Genomic DNA, 14,274 nt, shown 5'->3' with positions numbered 1-14,274 from the left:
CTCAACTAGCGCGTCGGGGGCGCGCGCCGCGGGGGCGGGGGGGAGCCCCCCCCGCGCGCGCGCCGCCCGGGCCCCCCCGCCGGGGGGGGGGGGGGGGGGCGCCCCCCCGCCCGGGCCCCCCCCCCACCGCGAGGGGGAGCAGCGGCGTACCGCTGCGGCGCCGGCCGGCCGATCCCGAGACGATGACGCGGTCCGGGCGCGGACCACGTTGTTTGCGGGCGACGCACCGTCATCTGGATCTGTCGGTCTGGCGCTGGACGTCACGATAACCGTCGTCCATACACGACGCAAGTAACGACGTTTGGAAACGACGTTTACCCCCGAACGGGTGACCGTGGACCGGTCACAACCCTTACTTAACCGAGGCCATCACCGAAAGGCGCGTCACTTGTTAACGACGCGTGGGGGATGGAAACGTTTCGGATGAGCCCGGTAGCCTGTTAGGTATGGGCGACGTATCAACGGCAGCGGCGGACCGGGCGCAGCCGGACACCGCATGGGGCCGGTATCTGCGTCGGATGACCCGCCGGCCCGGCTGGTCGGTGGCGAAACTCGCGCGCGACTCGGGCATCGCCCGTCAGACGATCTTCGACTGGATCCGCGACGGCGGCGACTCGGTGACCGTCGGTTCGGTGCGCCGCGTCGCCGAGGCGCTCGGCGACGACGTCGTCAACGCCCTGACGGCGGCGGCCAACGTGGCACACCACGACGCCGACGAGGAGCTGACCCCGATCCTGCAGTCCGACCTCGACCCCCAGGCCAAGGCCGAACTCGTCGAATACCTCACCGGCCTGCGCGAGGCCCAGCGCCACGCCCGCCGCACCGAGATCACCGCCATGCTCAACCGCCCCAGGCGCGCCGCCGCATAGTCGAGCTCGCCCCACCGCGAGTGCCGACGCGGCTCGCCATGGTGAGGGCGCGCCGCACACCATGATCGTTCGACCTTGCCAGGCAGATGGGCGAATGCGCGATCAAGATACGCACAGGTGCCTGGCAAGTCGAACGATCATGGAGCGGCGCTCGCCGGGCCGGGCGGGAGGCGGCGCTGCTAGCCTCGGTTCAATGCGAGTCTCGGCGTTGATCCTGCCTGTGTACCCCTGGCGCGAAGGCCGCCACGTCTGGCGGGAGGCCGAGGACCTCGGGTTCCACGCCGCCTACACCTATGACCACCTGTCGTGGCGCACGTTCCGCGACGGTCCCTGGTTCGGCGCGGTGCCGACGCTCACCGCCGCGGCCGGGGTCACCGCACGGCTGCGGCTGGGCACCATGGTCACCTCGCCCAACTTCCGGCACCCGGTCACACTGGCCAAGGACGTGATGACCCTCGACGACGTCTCGGACGGGCGGGTCACGGTCGGCATCGGCGCGGGCGGCATCGGGTTCGACGCCTCGGTGCTCGGCCAGGCGCCCTGGTCCACGGCGGAGCGCACCGAACGCTTCGAGGAGTTCGTGCCGCTGCTGGACCGGCTGCTCACCGACGGCGACACCACCCACCACGGCAAGCACTACTCGGCGTACGAGGCCCGCATGCTGCCCGGCTGCGTGCAGCGGCCCCGGGCGCCGCTCGCGATCGCCGCCACCGGCCCGCGGGGACTGGCGCTGGCGGCGCGGCACGGACAGGCCTGGATCACCACCGGCCCGGCCCGCAAGGGCGACGAGACCGACCCTGAGCTGCTGCCTGGCATCATCGCGGGCCAGCTCGACGGGCTGGGCCGGGCGTGCGCCGCCGAGGGCCGGGACCCGGCGGAACTGTCGCATATCCTGCTGACCGGTTTCACCCGCGAGCAGCCGCTGGCGTCGGTGCAGGCGTTCGTCGACTTCGCGGGCCGCTACGCCGAGCTGGGCATCGACGAGATCGTCGTACACCGGCCCGTTCCGGGCACCTGTTTCGACCCTGGCCAGGGCGTTTACGAGAAACTGCCGGCCGCGGTGGCGGCAGCCTTCGGCGGCTGACCTGCCGCGACGAACGTCCCGTTTCCGCCGACTGAGGGATCGTTCAGTCTCGCGCGTGTATCCGGGATTTGTCGAGACAGTGACGCCCCGTTGCAACCTAGGTCACATCAGAGGACTAGGCTTGCCCGTCGTGACACGCCGCGCAAAGATCGTCTGTACTCTCGGCCCTGCCACCTGGTCCCCCGAGCGCCTCCGCGGGCTCGTCGAGGCCGGGATGGACGTCGCCCGCATGAACTTCAGCCACGGCTCCCACGCCGACCACGAGCAGGCCTACCTGCGGGTCCGTGAGGTGTCGGCCGCCACCGGCAAGGCTGTGGCCACGCTGGCCGACCTGCAGGGTCCGAAGATCAGACTTGGCAAGTTCGCGGACGGCCCCCACGAGTGGCGTACCGGTGACAGTGTTGTCATCACCAGCGACGACATCCTCGGTACGGCCGACCGGGTCTCCTGTACCTATCGGAAGCTGCCGGCCGAGGTCAAGGTCGGCGACCGCCTGCTCATCGACGACGGCAAGGTCGCCGTCGAGGTGACCGGCGTCAACGGACCGGACATCCGCTGCCTCGTCATCGAGGGCGGGCCGGTCTCCAACAACAAGGGCGTCTCGCTGCCGAACGTGGCCGTGTCGGTGCCCGCCATGTCCGAGAAGGACGCCGAGGACCTGCGCTTCGCGCTGCAGCTCGGCGTCGACCTCATCGCGCTGTCGTTCGTGCGCTCGCCGGAGGACATCAAGCTGGTCCACGCGATCATGCACGAGGTGGGCATCGTCCGCCCGGTCATCGCGAAGATCGAGAAGCCCGAGGCGGTCGACAACCTCGAGGCCATCGTGGACGCGTTCGACGGCCTCATGGTCGCCCGCGGCGACCTCGGCGTCGAGCTCCCCCTCGACCAGGTCCCCCTGGTGCAGAAGCGTGCCGTCCAGCTCGGCCGCGAGTACGCCAAGCCGGTCATCGTCGCCACGCAGATGCTCGACTCCATGATCGAGAACTCGCGGCCCACCCGCGCCGAGGCCTCCGACGTCGCCAACGCCGTGCTCGACGGCGCCGACGCGGTGATGCTCTCGGGCGAGACCAGCGTCGGCAAGTACCCGGTGCTGACCGTCAGCACCATGGCGAAGATCATCACGACGACCGAGGCCGGTCAGATCTCCGTGCCGCGGCTGCAGCACGACCCGCGGACCCGCGGTGGCGCGCTCACCGTCGCGGCCTCCCAGATCGCCCGCGCCGTCGGCGCCAAGGCCCTGGTCGCGTTCACCGTCACCGGCGACACCGTGCACCGGCTCGCCCGGCTGCACTGCGAACTGCCGCTGCTGGCCTTCACCCCCGAACCCGCGGTCCGCGACCAGCTCGCGCTCGCCTGGGGCGTGGAGACCTTCCTGATGCCGTTCGTGCACCACACCGACGACATGTTCCGCCAGGTCGACGAGCGCCTGCTCAGCCTCGGCCGGGCCAACGTCGGCGACTACGTGGTGGTCGTGGCGGGCAGCCCGCCCGGCACCCCCGGCTCCACCAACACCCTGCGCGTGCACCAGCTCGGTTCGCTGGCGATGCCGCAGACCCTGGCCCAGGCCACGCAGCCGACCCAGGGCTAGGGTGAGCGCGACGCCGAGTGGAGTTCGGCCCGCGCGAATGGAAGTGACATGACGGACCCCATCACCGGTCAGGCCGCCGTCGACAGCCTGGTCGAGCTGCTGGACCTGGCCCCGGTCGACGATCTCGTCTTCCGGGGCCAGAATCCGCCGATCGGGCCGCCGCGCGTCTACGGCGGCCAGGTCGCCGCGCAGGCCCTGGTCGCCGGCGGCCGCACCGTGGACCCGTCGCGGCACGTGCACTCCTTGCACGGCTACTTCGTCCGTGCCGGCAACATGGCCGAGCCGATCGACTACCACGTCGAGAAGATCCGCGACGGACGTTCCTTCTCCGTACGCCGCTCCGTGGCGATGCAGCGGGGCAAGCCCATCTTTCTCATGTCGGCCTCGTTCCAGGTGCGCGAGGAAGGGCTGGACCACCACGACCCCGCCCCGGTCGACGTGCCCGGCCCCGACGAGCTGCCCACCATGGCCGACCGCCTCTCGCCGTACCCGGAACGCCTCGGCATCTGGAAGATCCTGCCCCGGCCCATGGACGTGCGCTACGTCGACGAGCCCGGCTGGGTGCGCCCCGGCAAACGGTCCGCCAACACCCTCCAACGGGTCTGGATGCGCCTGGACGGCAAGCTGCCCGACGACCCCCTGCTGCACGCCTGCGCCCTGACCTACCTGTCCGACCTGACCCTGCTCGACGCGGTCCTGTCGGTTCACGGCGAGGTCTGGGGCCCCGGCGGCGTCATCGGCGCCAGCCTCGACCACGCCCTCTGGTTCCACCGCCCCTTCCGCGCCGACGAGTGGTTCCTCTACGACTGCGCCAGCCCCTCGGCCTCCGGCTCCCGGGGCCTGGCCACCGGCCGCATGTTCACCCGCGACGGCCGCCACATCGCCACCGCCGCCCAGGAAGGCCTCCTCCGCCCCGTCGGCGCCTGACCGCCCGCCGCCGCGCTCCGGCTTCACGCCTCCGGTCGCTCGCGGCGCTCCGGTCGCTCGCGGCGGTCCGGTCGCTCGCGGCGGTCCGCGGCGAAGATCGCTGTTTCCGGTCATGATCTGCGGTTGCACCCGTCGTTCTGACCGTAAATAGCGATCTCCATCGGTTGTCGCTCATCAGAAGCGGACAAAACGTGCACGCGCCGGATGATCGGCGTGATCAAGGGGTGGGATGGGTCACGAGGTGAGGATCGTTCGGTCAGGCCGGTGATCCGTTCGGGCGATAATCGGGTCATGCGACTGTCCGCTCGTGTCGATTACGCGCTCCGTGCGGTGATCGAGCTCGCCTCGGCCGGGGACGGCCCGGTCACCTCGGAGCGCATCGCCCGCGCGCAGGAGATCCCGCCGAAGTTCTGCGAAAGCATCCTGCTGCAGCTGCGGCGGGGCGGCATCGTGTTCGCCCAGCGCGGGCCCGACGGCGGATACTGGCTGGCCCGGCCCGCCGAGCAGATCTCGCTGGTCGAGGTCGTCGAGGTGATCGACGGGCCGCTCGGCTCACCCCGGGCCGCCCAGCCCGACGCCCCGCTGGGCGCGGCGCATGCGCTGCAGCAGGTGTGGACTGCGGTGGAGGAGTCCGAGCGGGCCATCCTGACCCAGGTCACCATCGCGCACGTCATCGCCGGCGCGCTGCCCGAGCCGGTCGCCGCCCACCTGCCGCTCGCCGCCTCCTGACGGATACCTGACAGCGTCGTTTCACCAATACTTAACAACCGGGTCTTGCCTTACCCACTACTCCTATTAAACTGATCGGAAATACCAAGAAGCTGGGATCAGTAGGAGGCAACGGCCGTGCGAAAACTGCTGGTCATGGCATTGGTGGGGCTCGCCGCCCAGCTCGTCGACGGAGCACTCGGCATGGCGTACGGCGTCACCTCCAGCACCCTGCTCCTCATCGCCGGCATCTCCCCGGCCACCGCCTCCGCCTCCGTGCACCTCGCCGAGGTCGGCACCACCCTCGCCTCCGGCATCTCGCACTGGCGCTTCGGCAACGTCGACTGGCGCGTCGTCCGCAACATCGCCCTGCCCGGCGCTGTCGGAGCCTTCGCCGGAGCGACCGTGCTCAGCAGCATCTCCACCGAATCCGCCATCCCGTGGACCGCCGGCATCCTCTTCGCGCTCGGCGTCTACCTGCTGATCCGCTTCGCCCGCCCGCTGCGGCCCACCCGGCCCCGCGCGCTGCCGCGCCGCTTCCTCGCCCCGCTCGGCCTGTTCGCCGGCTTCATCGACGCCACCGGCGGGGGAGGGTGGGGCCCCGTCGCGACGCCGACCCTGCTCGCCTCGGGCAGCATGGAGCCCCGCAAGGTGATCGGCTCCGTCGGCACGTCCGAGTTCCTCGTCGCCGGCGCCGCCAGCATCGGCTTCCTGCTCGGGCTCGGCTCCGAGGGCTTTGTGCTGCCGACCGTCGCAGCGCTGCTGGTCGGTGGCGTCATCGCCGCGCCGATCGCCGCCTGGCTGGTCCGGCATGTGCCCGCGCAGCTGCTCGGGGCGTTCGTCGGCGGGCTCATCGTGCTCGTCAACACGCGCAGCCTGCTGCGAGTGTTCAAGGTCGAACCCGAGTTCGGGCCGTACGCGTACCCGCTGGTGGTCGTGCTCTGGGCGGTGGCGATCAGCTTCGCGGTGGGCGCCTGGCGGCGCACCCGCGCGGCGCAGGCCACGGCGTCCGCCGAGCCGGAGCTCGTGCCCGCCGCCTGACATCGCACGGCCCACAGCCCTCGGTCGTCCTCGATCGAGGGCTGTGGACTGGATTCCTAGGATGGTTTAGAGGGAGTGCCTTCCGTCCCGCACGACCGGCAGCGGATGCCCGACGACGGTCGGGGCAACGGTCAGGACTTCGGGCCGACGTGCTGGTCGAGCAGGGAGTTGCGGCGGTTGAGCCGCCAGGCCACGCCGAGCAGGTCAAGCGCCCAGCCGCACAGGGTGAGGATGTCAGCGGACTCGTTGGCGAACAGGTAACGCGGATACTCGTAGGTCCGGCCGGCCTTGACGATCCGGTTGATCGTCCGGCAACCGTCGGAGTGGAACAGCCCTTGGACGAACGCTGCGGGGTGGTCGAGGACGATCGCCCGCTGCCAGGGCTCGAGCTCGATCTTGCGGTCGTGTTTCTTGCCAGGGCCGGCTTGCGGGAAGAGGCATGGCCAGTGTTTCGAGTAGCTCTGCAGGTTCACGCATCCTTTTTGTCGGATGCGCTGGACCCGATTCGCCAGTGTGGCGAGCATCGCTCTTTCTACCTGGTCCAAGATGTCGGTGTAGGCGGCGGTGCAGGAGATCCGCAGCACCGGGACCTTCGCGGAGGTGACCAGATGGCCGTCGCCGAGATAGCTGCCCAGCAGGTATGCGTACTGCAACTGATCGGTGGGTGCGGTTGCGCGGCAACGGAAGCAGCGGTCTTCGGTGAAGCGGCTGTCCGGTGCGCCCTCGTTGCGGCACCATCTGTGCACCGTTGGGTAAGGCAGGTCGAGGTGCACCGCGATCGAACTGATCGACGATCCGTTGCGATGTTCGAGCTGCGCCTGACGGCGAATGGCGAGGGGGTGCACAGCCGCGATTATCGAACGCCTGTACGACAGTGGTGCCGGGAACGGGATTCGAACCCGCATGCCCTTTCGGGCAATCGCTTTTGAGGCGATCGCGTCAGCCTGTTGCGCCATCCCGGCGAGCTTGCGTCACTGTACCCGACTAGGCTGCCGAGTAGGCAAACGGCATTCGTGGTGTGGGGGTTGTGGTTCCGGTGACCGAGAAGCAGGCTGGTGTCGCGCGTAAGCGTGTGCTGATCGCGGAGGATGAGGCGCTGATCAGGCTGGACCTGGCCGAGATGCTCGGCGAGGAGGGCTACGACGTGGTCGGCGAGGCCGGTGACGGCGAGACCGCGGTGAAGCTGGCCGAGGAGCTGCACCCCGACCTCTGCATCCTGGACATCAAGATGCCGATCATGGACGGCCTGGCCGCCGCGGAGCGGATCGCCGGCGCGCGCATCGCTCCGGTGATCATTCTGACCGCGTTCAGCCAGCGCGACCTGGTCGAGCGGGCCCGCGCCGCGGGCGCGATGGCCTACCTGGTCAAGCCGTTCCAGCAGAGCGACCTGGTGCCGGCGATCGAGATCGCGCTGTCCCGGTTCGCCGAGGTGGCGGCCCTGGAGGCCGAGGTCGCCGGGCTGAACGACCGGCTGGAGACCCGCAAGGCCGTGGAGCGGGCCAAGGGCGCGCTGATGACGCAGTACGGCATGAACGAGCCGCAGGCGTTCAAGTGGATCCAGCGCACCGCGATGGACCACCGCCTGACGATGCGCGAGGTCGCCGAGCGGATCATCGTCGAGGCCGCGGCCGCGGAGTCCGCCGAGTAGCAGACCGGTGCACCGCCGCGGCTGAGGGTCTGCACGGTCGCGGCGGCGCGCTTACGATCGATCGATGTTGTCCGGTCGTGGCGTGGTCGCACTGACACTTCTGGTCGCTTTCGTCGGCGGGTGCACGCCCGCCGCGCCGCCCCCCGTGCCCGAGATCGTGCTGCATCCGCAGTGGCGCCGGCTGGCGCTGCCCGCGCCGCCGGGTCCGGCGGGCCGCCTGGTGCTGCGGGACGCGACGGTCTGCGGCGACCGCTGGTATCTGGCCGGCGCGGTCGCCGACGCCGACGGGATGACCCGACCGGTGGCGTGGACCAGCACCGACGGCGAGAACTGGCGATCGCTCACGTTCCTGGGCACGACTTATTACGGCAAGCGGGCCGTGATCTACGCGCTGGGCTGCCGCGGCGACCGGATCGCCATGCTGGGGGCGCGCAGCGGGGGAGGGCACGGCAACCCCCGGGTCACCCAGTGGTACGGCGGCCCGGACGGCCTGCTGCACGAGGTGATCGCCGGATTCCAGCTGTACGGCGGCCCGGACGCGGTGAACGTGTCCCGGCTCGCGGGTGGCCCGCGGGGCTGGGCGATCGCGGGGAACCGGCTGGCGGGGGCGGCGGTGTGGCTGTCGCCGGACGCGACGGAGTTCGGCCTCCGCGAGGGCGTGCCGGAGCTGGCGCGCGACGCCCGCGGCGAGACGATGGCGTACGACGTGACGGCGGTGCCGGACGGCTGGCTGATGGTGGGGGCGCTGAGCCCCGCGGACCGCCTCGACCGCGATGCGCTGGCGTGGACCTCGCCGGACGGCGAACGCTGGACGCGCCTGCCCGCGCCGGTGTCGCCGGATTACGAGCAGTTCGACCGGGTGGCCGTGGTGGCTGGCGCGCCGTACGCGGTGGGGTTGCGCGGGGCGCGGTTCGGGGCGTGGCGGCTGGCCGACGGCGCGTGGGCGGATGCCGGAGCGTTCGGTTCGACGAGGCCGGGGCCCGTGGCGTGGGTCGCCGGGCTGGCGGTGACGGACGGGGGCCTGCTGGCGGCCGTCTCGGATGGCGAGATGTACCGGTTGTGGCTCATGTCACCCGATCAGGGCTGGGTGGCGGTGGCCGCACCGGGTCCGCTGCCGGCGATCGGGGTGACGGCGGCGGGTGTCGCCGCGGCGGGCCGGCGGGTTCTGGCGATGGGCGACGACGGTTCCGGGGCACACGTGTGGATCATGGACATGGCGCCGAAGCACGCATGATACTCGCAGGTCACCGGGGGGTACGCCCGAATGGCGCTGCTCACGTAACGGTTGGGTCAACCCTTAGGCGAGGTCTTACCGATCCGGGTGTGAGTGGGATAACGTCCCTGGCCAGATCGTGGTTCACGATCTGTTCCGGTCCTGCTGCCCGCACAGTCGCGGCGACGGGTCCGGATCTCGGATGGAGGAGGGTTCTAGCCTTGAGGCAACGACTCGCGCGGGTGCTCGGAGGCGTCGCCATTCTGGCGCTCGTCGCCGGTGGCGCCGCCGCATGCAAGAAGGAAGAGCCGACGACGCCTGGTGGCTCGACGGTCTCTGGTCTGAAGATCGGTTTCTTCGGCGCCCTCACCGGTGACGCCGCTGGTCTCGTGACCCCGGGCAAGAACGGCGCGGAGCTCGCGATCGCCGAGTACAACGCCGCCAACCCGGGCGCCAACGTCACCCTGGTGCCGTTCGACTCGCAGGGCTCCGGCGACAAGGCCGCCCCGCTGGCGACCGCCGCCGTCGCGGACGAGAAGATCATCGGCGTCGTCGGCCCGGCGTTCTCGGGTGAGTCCGAGGTCGCCAACCCGATCTTCGACAAGGCCGGTCTGCCGATCATCACCCAGTCGGCCACCCGGCCGAGCCTGAGCGGCAAGGGCTGGAAGATCTTCCACCGCGGCGTGGGCAACGACCTGTCGCAGGGCCCGGCCATCGGCCGCTACCTGAAGGACGTCGCCAAGGCGGAGAAGGTCTACCTCGTCGACGACCAGTCCGCGTACGGCACCGGCCTGCGCGACGAGGTCGAGAAGATCCTCGGCGCCGCCGTCGTCGGCAAGAACAAGGTCACCGAGAAGCAGGTCGAGTTCGGCCCGGTCGTGACGGCCGTCAAGAACAGCGGCGCGACCGCTGTCTTCTACGGTGGTTACACCCCGGAGGCGGCCCCGTTCCTGAAGCAGCTGCGTGCCGGTGGCTTCAAGGGCACCTTCATCGGTGGCGACGGCCTCTACGACGCCAACATGCTGAGCGTGACCGGCAAGGCTGACGTCGAGGGCGCGGTCGTGACCTGCCCGTGTGGCCCGGCCACCGCGGCCAAGGGCAACTTCGTGGCCGACTTCAAGGCCAAGTTCGGCACCGACCCGGGCGTGTACGCCGACGTCGCGTACGACCTGACGAAGATCTTCCTCGAGGGCTTCAAGGCCGGCAAGACCACGCGCGCCGACATGCAGGCGTTCCTGGGCACCTACAACGGGGTCGGCACCGCCACCGGTGTGACCTACAAGTGGGAGGCCAACGGCGAGCTGGACCCGACGCAGGTCTCGATCTGGGCGTTCGTCGCCAAGGACGGCGCGTGGGCGAACCCGCAGCAGCTCCCGAAGAGCTGATCATTCCCGATCGGCAAGTGTTTCGCAGTTGATACCCGGTGCGGCCGGAGGTTCCCCCTTCCGGCCGCACCCGGCTTTTCAGAACCCTTTCGGGAGCCCCCGTGAATTTCGATGACCTGATCCAGGGTTTCCCTGATCTGACCACCACCGGATTGGCCCAAGGGTCGATCTACGCGCTGGTGGCGCTCGGATACACCCTGGTCTACGGCGTCCTGCGCCTGATCAACTTCGCCCACTCCGAGGTCTTCATGTTCGGCACCTTCGCCGCGCTGTGGACCTGGGGACTGATGGGTTACGACAGCAACTCGACCCGCCCGGACCTGGGCACCGCACTGTTGCTGATCCTCGTCTCGCTGGTGGTCGCCTCACTGTTCTCCGGCGGTGTGGCGATGGTGGTCGAGGCGGTGGCCTACCGGCCACTGCGTAAGCGCAACGCCCCACCCCTCGTCTTCCTGATCAGCGCCATCGGCGCCTCGTTCGTGCTGGCCGAGCTGATGGGCGCTTTCACCGAGCGCCGCCAGCAGGGCATTCCCGGTCTGCTGCCGGGTGATCCCCTGTTCTCGGCCGGTGGCTGGACCGTCTACCCGCTGCAGCTGATGACCTTCGTCGTCGCGCTCGCCGTGATGTTCGGCCTCGACTGGTTCGTGTCCAAGACCCGCTTCGGCCGCGGTATCCGCGCCGTCGCGCAGGACGCCGACACCGCCGCCCTGATGGGTGTGAACAAGGGCCGCGTGATCGCGCTCGTGTTCCTGCTCGGCGGCCTGCTGGCCGGCGTCGCCGCGGTGTTCTACAGCATGAAGCAGGGCAACACGCGGTTCAACGTGGGCTTCCTGATCGGTCTGAAGGCGTTCTCCGCCGCGGTGCTCGGCGGTATCGGCAACCTGCGCGGTGCGCTGGTCGGCGGTCTGCTGCTGGGCCTCGTCGAGTCGTACGGCGCGGCGCTGTTCGGCTCGAACTGGACCAACGTCATCGCGTTCGTGGTGCTGCTCGTCCTGCTGATGTTCCGCCCCACCGGTCTGCTGGGAGAATCGCTGGGGAGGGCCCGCGCATGACGACCGAGACTGTCAAGAAGCAGCGCTGGAAGCTGAACCTGCGGGACCGCTTCCAGGATCTGCCCAAGCCGGCGCGGATCGCCGCGATGGCGGTCTTCGTGGTGCTGCTGTACCTGCTGCCGACGAAGGCGTTCTACGAGAACCTGGGCTTCCCGATCCCGATCGGCAGCGGCTACCTGCCGTTCTACACCACCGGCTCGGACATGGCCGGTGTGCTGTTCCAGTGCGGTTACTACATCCTGCTGGCGCTGGGCCTGAACGTGGTGCTCGGTTATGCCGGTCTGCTCGACCTGGGCTTCTTCGGCTTCTTCGCCGTCGGCGCCTACACGGTGGCGCTGCTGACGTCGCCGGAGAGCAAGCTGATCACGGAGTACAACTGGCTGGAGAGCCCGTGGCCGTGGCTGGTGACGGTGCCGATCGCGATCGCGCTGGCGATGCTGTCGGGTGTGCTGCTGGGCTGGCCGACGCTGCGGTTGCGCGGTGACTACCTGGCGATCGTGACGCTGGGCTTCGCCGAGATCATCCGGATCGTGGCGAAGAACCAGGACTGGATCCTCAACGGCGACCGGGGCATCCCGAGCGTCGGGCACCCGCCGGGCACCTGGCCCGACGGCGAGGCGATCTTCGACCTGGAGTTCACGCCGTACTACTGGCTCGTGCTGACGGTGATCATCGCGGTCATCTTCCTGATCCGGAACCTGGCCAACAGTCGGGTGGGCCGGGCGTGGGTGGCCATCCGCGAGGACGAGGACGCGGCCGAGCTGATGGGCGTGCCGACGTTCAAGTTCAAGCTGTGGGCGTTCGCGATCGGCGCGGCGATCGGCGGCCTGTCCGGTTCGCTGTGGGCGGGTCAGGCGAACTTCGTCAACTCGAACACGTTCAGCCTGGAGAACTCGATCCTGGTGCTGGCGGCGGTGCTGCTGGGCGGTGCGGGCAGCATCGGCGGCGCGATCCTGGGCGGCTTCATCGTCATCTACCTGCCGGAGTGGCTGCGCTCGGTCGGCGACGTGTTCGGCTGGCCGACGCAGGTCGAGATCGCGGGCATCCACATCGACGTCAGCCCGACGTCGCTGCGGTTCGTGATCTTCGGCGCGCTGCTCATCGTCGTGATGATCTACCGCCCCCAGGGCCTGTGGCCCAACCGCCGCCGCGCGGCGGAGCTCAAGGACCGGCAGAAGGAGGTGGCCCCCGTTGAGTGAGCGTAAAGCTCTGCTGGAGGTCGACAACGTCACGCTGCGCTTCGGTGGCGTGGTGGCGCTGAACCAGGTCGACTTCACCCTCTACGAGGGTGAGATCCTGGGCCTGATCGGCCCGAACGGCGCCGGCAAGACCACCTGCTTCAACGCGATGACGGGCGTCTACCTGCCGACCGAGGGCCAGATCCGGTTCAAGGGCGAGCAGGTCAGCGGCAAGAAGCGCAACAAGATCACGAAGATGGGCATGGCCCGGACGTTCCAGAACATCCGTCTCTTCCCGGAGATGACGGCGCTGGAGAACGTCCTGGTGGGCGCGGACGCGCACAACACCACCAGCGTGCCGACCGCGCTGCTGCGGCTGCCCAAGCACTGGCGCGAGGAGCGCCAGAGCAAGGCGCGGGCGCTGGAGCTGCTCGACTTCGTGGGCATCACGGGTCGCAGCGACGACCTGGCGCGCAACCTGTCCTACGGTGACCAGCGGCGGCTGGAGATCGCCCGCGCGCTGGCCACCAACCCCGCGCTGCTGTGCCTGGACGAGCCGGCTGCCGGCTTCAACCCGGCCGAGAAGGTGGCGCTGCTCGAGCTGATCAAGAAGATCCGCGACTCGGGCGTGACCGTGCTGCTCATCGAGCACGACATGCGGCTGGTCATGGGTGTGACGGACCGGATCGTCGTGCTCGAGTTCGGCAGGAAGATCGCTGAGGGTACTCCCGAGGAAGTGCGGGACAACCCGAAGGTGGTCGCGGCGTACCTGGGAGTTCCCGATGCTGCTTGAGATCGATGACATCACGCTGCACTACGGGCGGATCCAGGCGCTGCACGGCATCAGCCTGCACGTCAACGAGGGCGAGGTCGTCGCGCTGATCGGTGCCAACGGCGCCGGCAAGTCGACGATCATGCGGGCCATCTCCGGCCTGCGCGCGGTCTCGCGGGGCGCGATCCGCTTCAACGGCGAGGACATCAGCAAGGTCCGGGCGGACCTGCGGGTGGCCCGCGGCATCTGCCAGGCGCCGGAGGGCCGGGGCGTGTTCCCGGGTATGACGGTGCAGGAGAACCTGGAGATGGGCGCGTACATCCGGCGCGACCACGCGGAGATCGCGAAGGACATGGAGCGGGTCTTCGGCCTGTTCCCGCGCTTGCTGGAGCGGCGCAAGCAGGCCGGTGGCACGCTGTCCGGCGGCGAGCAGCAGATGCTCGCCGTGGGCCGCGCGCTGATGGCCCGCCCGAAGCTGCTCCTGCTCGACGAGCCGTCGATGGGCCTCGCTCCGATGATCATCCAGCAGATCTTCACGATCATCACGGAGATCAACCAGCAGGGCACCACGGTGCTGCTGGTGGAGCAGAACGCCCAGCAGGCGCTGTCCCGGGCCCACCGGGCGTACGTCCTGGAGACCGGCAACATCGTCAAGGAAGGCACGGGCGCGGACCTGCTCCACGACCCGGCCGTCAAGGCCGCCTACCTCGGCGTCGCCTGACCCGCTTCACCCTGCGGCCCCGGCCCGGACCCCACCAGGTCCGCGCCGGGGCCGCCGCCTTTGCGGGCGATCTTGCGCGAACTGTGGG

The 14,274-nt window shown here is 69.8% G+C and carries 14 protein-coding genes and 1 tRNA gene; 13 read left to right on the top strand and 2 right to left on the bottom strand.

The features are described 5' to 3' along the window. The first annotated feature begins 446 nt into the window (after window positions 1-446). From AB0B66_RS16195 to AB0B66_RS16170, 6 genes are all read left to right on the top strand, one after another. A complete protein-coding gene (locus tag AB0B66_RS16195) occupies window positions 447-869 on the top strand; it encodes a helix-turn-helix transcriptional regulator (RefSeq protein ID WP_360529384.1) in 423 nt (140 codons plus the stop codon). A gap of 193 nt (window positions 870-1,062) precedes the next feature. Further along, window positions 1,063-1,953 carry an LLM class flavin-dependent oxidoreductase gene (locus AB0B66_RS16190; protein WP_360529381.1) on the top strand — a complete coding sequence of 297 codons (891 nt, stop codon included), beginning with the start codon at window positions 1,063-1,065 and terminating at the stop codon, window positions 1,951-1,953. Window positions 1,954-2,083: 130 nt separating this feature from the next. Further along, window positions 2,084-3,541, top strand: a complete 1,458-nt coding sequence (gene pyk, locus AB0B66_RS16185; protein WP_360529378.1) for a pyruvate kinase — start codon at window positions 2,084-2,086, stop codon at window positions 3,539-3,541. 48 nt (window positions 3,542-3,589) lie between these two features. After that, window positions 3,590-4,468, top strand: coding sequence for an acyl-CoA thioesterase II (locus tag AB0B66_RS16180; protein WP_360529375.1), 879 nt, complete (start codon window positions 3,590-3,592; stop codon window positions 4,466-4,468). Window positions 4,469-4,759: 291 nt separating this feature from the next. After that, window positions 4,760-5,197, top strand: a complete 438-nt coding sequence (locus tag AB0B66_RS16175) for an Rrf2 family transcriptional regulator (RefSeq protein WP_360529372.1) — start codon at window positions 4,760-4,762, stop codon at window positions 5,195-5,197. Window positions 5,198-5,314: 117 nt separating this feature from the next. After that, window positions 5,315-6,217 (top strand): sulfite exporter TauE/SafE family protein, encoded by a 903-nt coding sequence (locus AB0B66_RS16170; protein WP_360529369.1) that lies wholly within the window; start codon window positions 5,315-5,317, stop codon window positions 6,215-6,217. Window positions 6,218-6,348: 131 nt separating this feature from the next. Here the strand turns inward: AB0B66_RS16170 and AB0B66_RS16165 are convergent, their stop codons facing one another. Both AB0B66_RS16165 and AB0B66_RS16160 read right to left on the bottom strand, forming a co-directional pair. After that, window positions 6,349-7,062 carry a transcriptional regulator gene (locus AB0B66_RS16165; protein ID WP_360529366.1) on the bottom strand — a complete coding sequence of 238 codons (714 nt, stop codon included), beginning with the start codon at window positions 7,060-7,062 and terminating at the stop codon, window positions 6,349-6,351. 30 nt (window positions 7,063-7,092) lie between these two features. Beyond that, a tRNA-Leu gene (locus AB0B66_RS16160) sits at window positions 7,093-7,179 on the bottom strand. A 74-nt stretch (window positions 7,180-7,253) separates the two neighbouring features. On the opposite strand from AB0B66_RS16160, the gene AB0B66_RS16155 reads away from it, so the two are divergent. The 7 genes from AB0B66_RS16155 to AB0B66_RS16125 all read left to right on the top strand — a co-directional run bounded on the left by AB0B66_RS16155 (window position 7,254) and on the right by AB0B66_RS16125 (window position 14,186). Next, on the top strand, window positions 7,254-7,865 hold the full coding sequence (locus AB0B66_RS16155) for a response regulator (protein ID WP_155374664.1): 612 nt from the start codon (window positions 7,254-7,256) through the stop codon (window positions 7,863-7,865). 64 nt (window positions 7,866-7,929) lie between these two features. Further along, a complete protein-coding gene (locus tag AB0B66_RS16150) occupies window positions 7,930-9,099 on the top strand; it encodes a hypothetical protein (protein ID WP_360529362.1) in 1,170 nt (389 codons plus the stop codon). A gap of 200 nt (window positions 9,100-9,299) precedes the next feature. After that, window positions 9,300-10,463, top strand: coding sequence for a branched-chain amino acid ABC transporter substrate-binding protein (locus tag AB0B66_RS16145; protein ID WP_360529360.1), 1,164 nt, complete (start codon window positions 9,300-9,302; stop codon window positions 10,461-10,463). 101 nt (window positions 10,464-10,564) lie between these two features. Next, complete coding sequence (locus AB0B66_RS16140) at window positions 10,565-11,515, top strand: branched-chain amino acid ABC transporter permease (protein ID WP_360529357.1); 951 nt, start codon at window positions 10,565-10,567, stop codon at window positions 11,513-11,515. Beyond that, complete coding sequence (locus AB0B66_RS16135) at window positions 11,512-12,714, top strand: branched-chain amino acid ABC transporter permease (protein ID WP_360529354.1); 1,203 nt, start codon at window positions 11,512-11,514, stop codon at window positions 12,712-12,714. Before AB0B66_RS16140 ends, AB0B66_RS16135 begins: the two co-directional genes overlap by 4 nt. Further along, on the top strand, window positions 12,707-13,486 hold the full coding sequence (locus tag AB0B66_RS16130; protein WP_360529351.1) for an ABC transporter ATP-binding protein: 780 nt from the start codon (window positions 12,707-12,709) through the stop codon (window positions 13,484-13,486). The genes AB0B66_RS16135 and AB0B66_RS16130 overlap by 8 nt, the downstream gene beginning before the upstream one ends. After that, window positions 13,476-14,186 carry an ABC transporter ATP-binding protein gene (locus AB0B66_RS16125; protein WP_360529348.1) on the top strand — a complete coding sequence of 237 codons (711 nt, stop codon included), beginning with the start codon at window positions 13,476-13,478 and terminating at the stop codon, window positions 14,184-14,186. The genes AB0B66_RS16130 and AB0B66_RS16125 overlap by 11 nt, the downstream gene beginning before the upstream one ends. The last annotated feature ends 88 nt before the right edge of the window (window positions 14,187-14,274 follow it).

It is taken from the genome of Catellatospora sp. NPDC049111 (genome assembly GCF_040648615.1).
Taxonomy (GTDB): domain Bacteria; phylum Actinomycetota; class Actinomycetes; order Mycobacteriales; family Micromonosporaceae; genus Catellatospora; species Catellatospora aurea.
The sequence above is the reverse complement of the archived record's forward strand: the minus strand, read 5'-3'. Positions and strand labels throughout refer to the sequence as shown.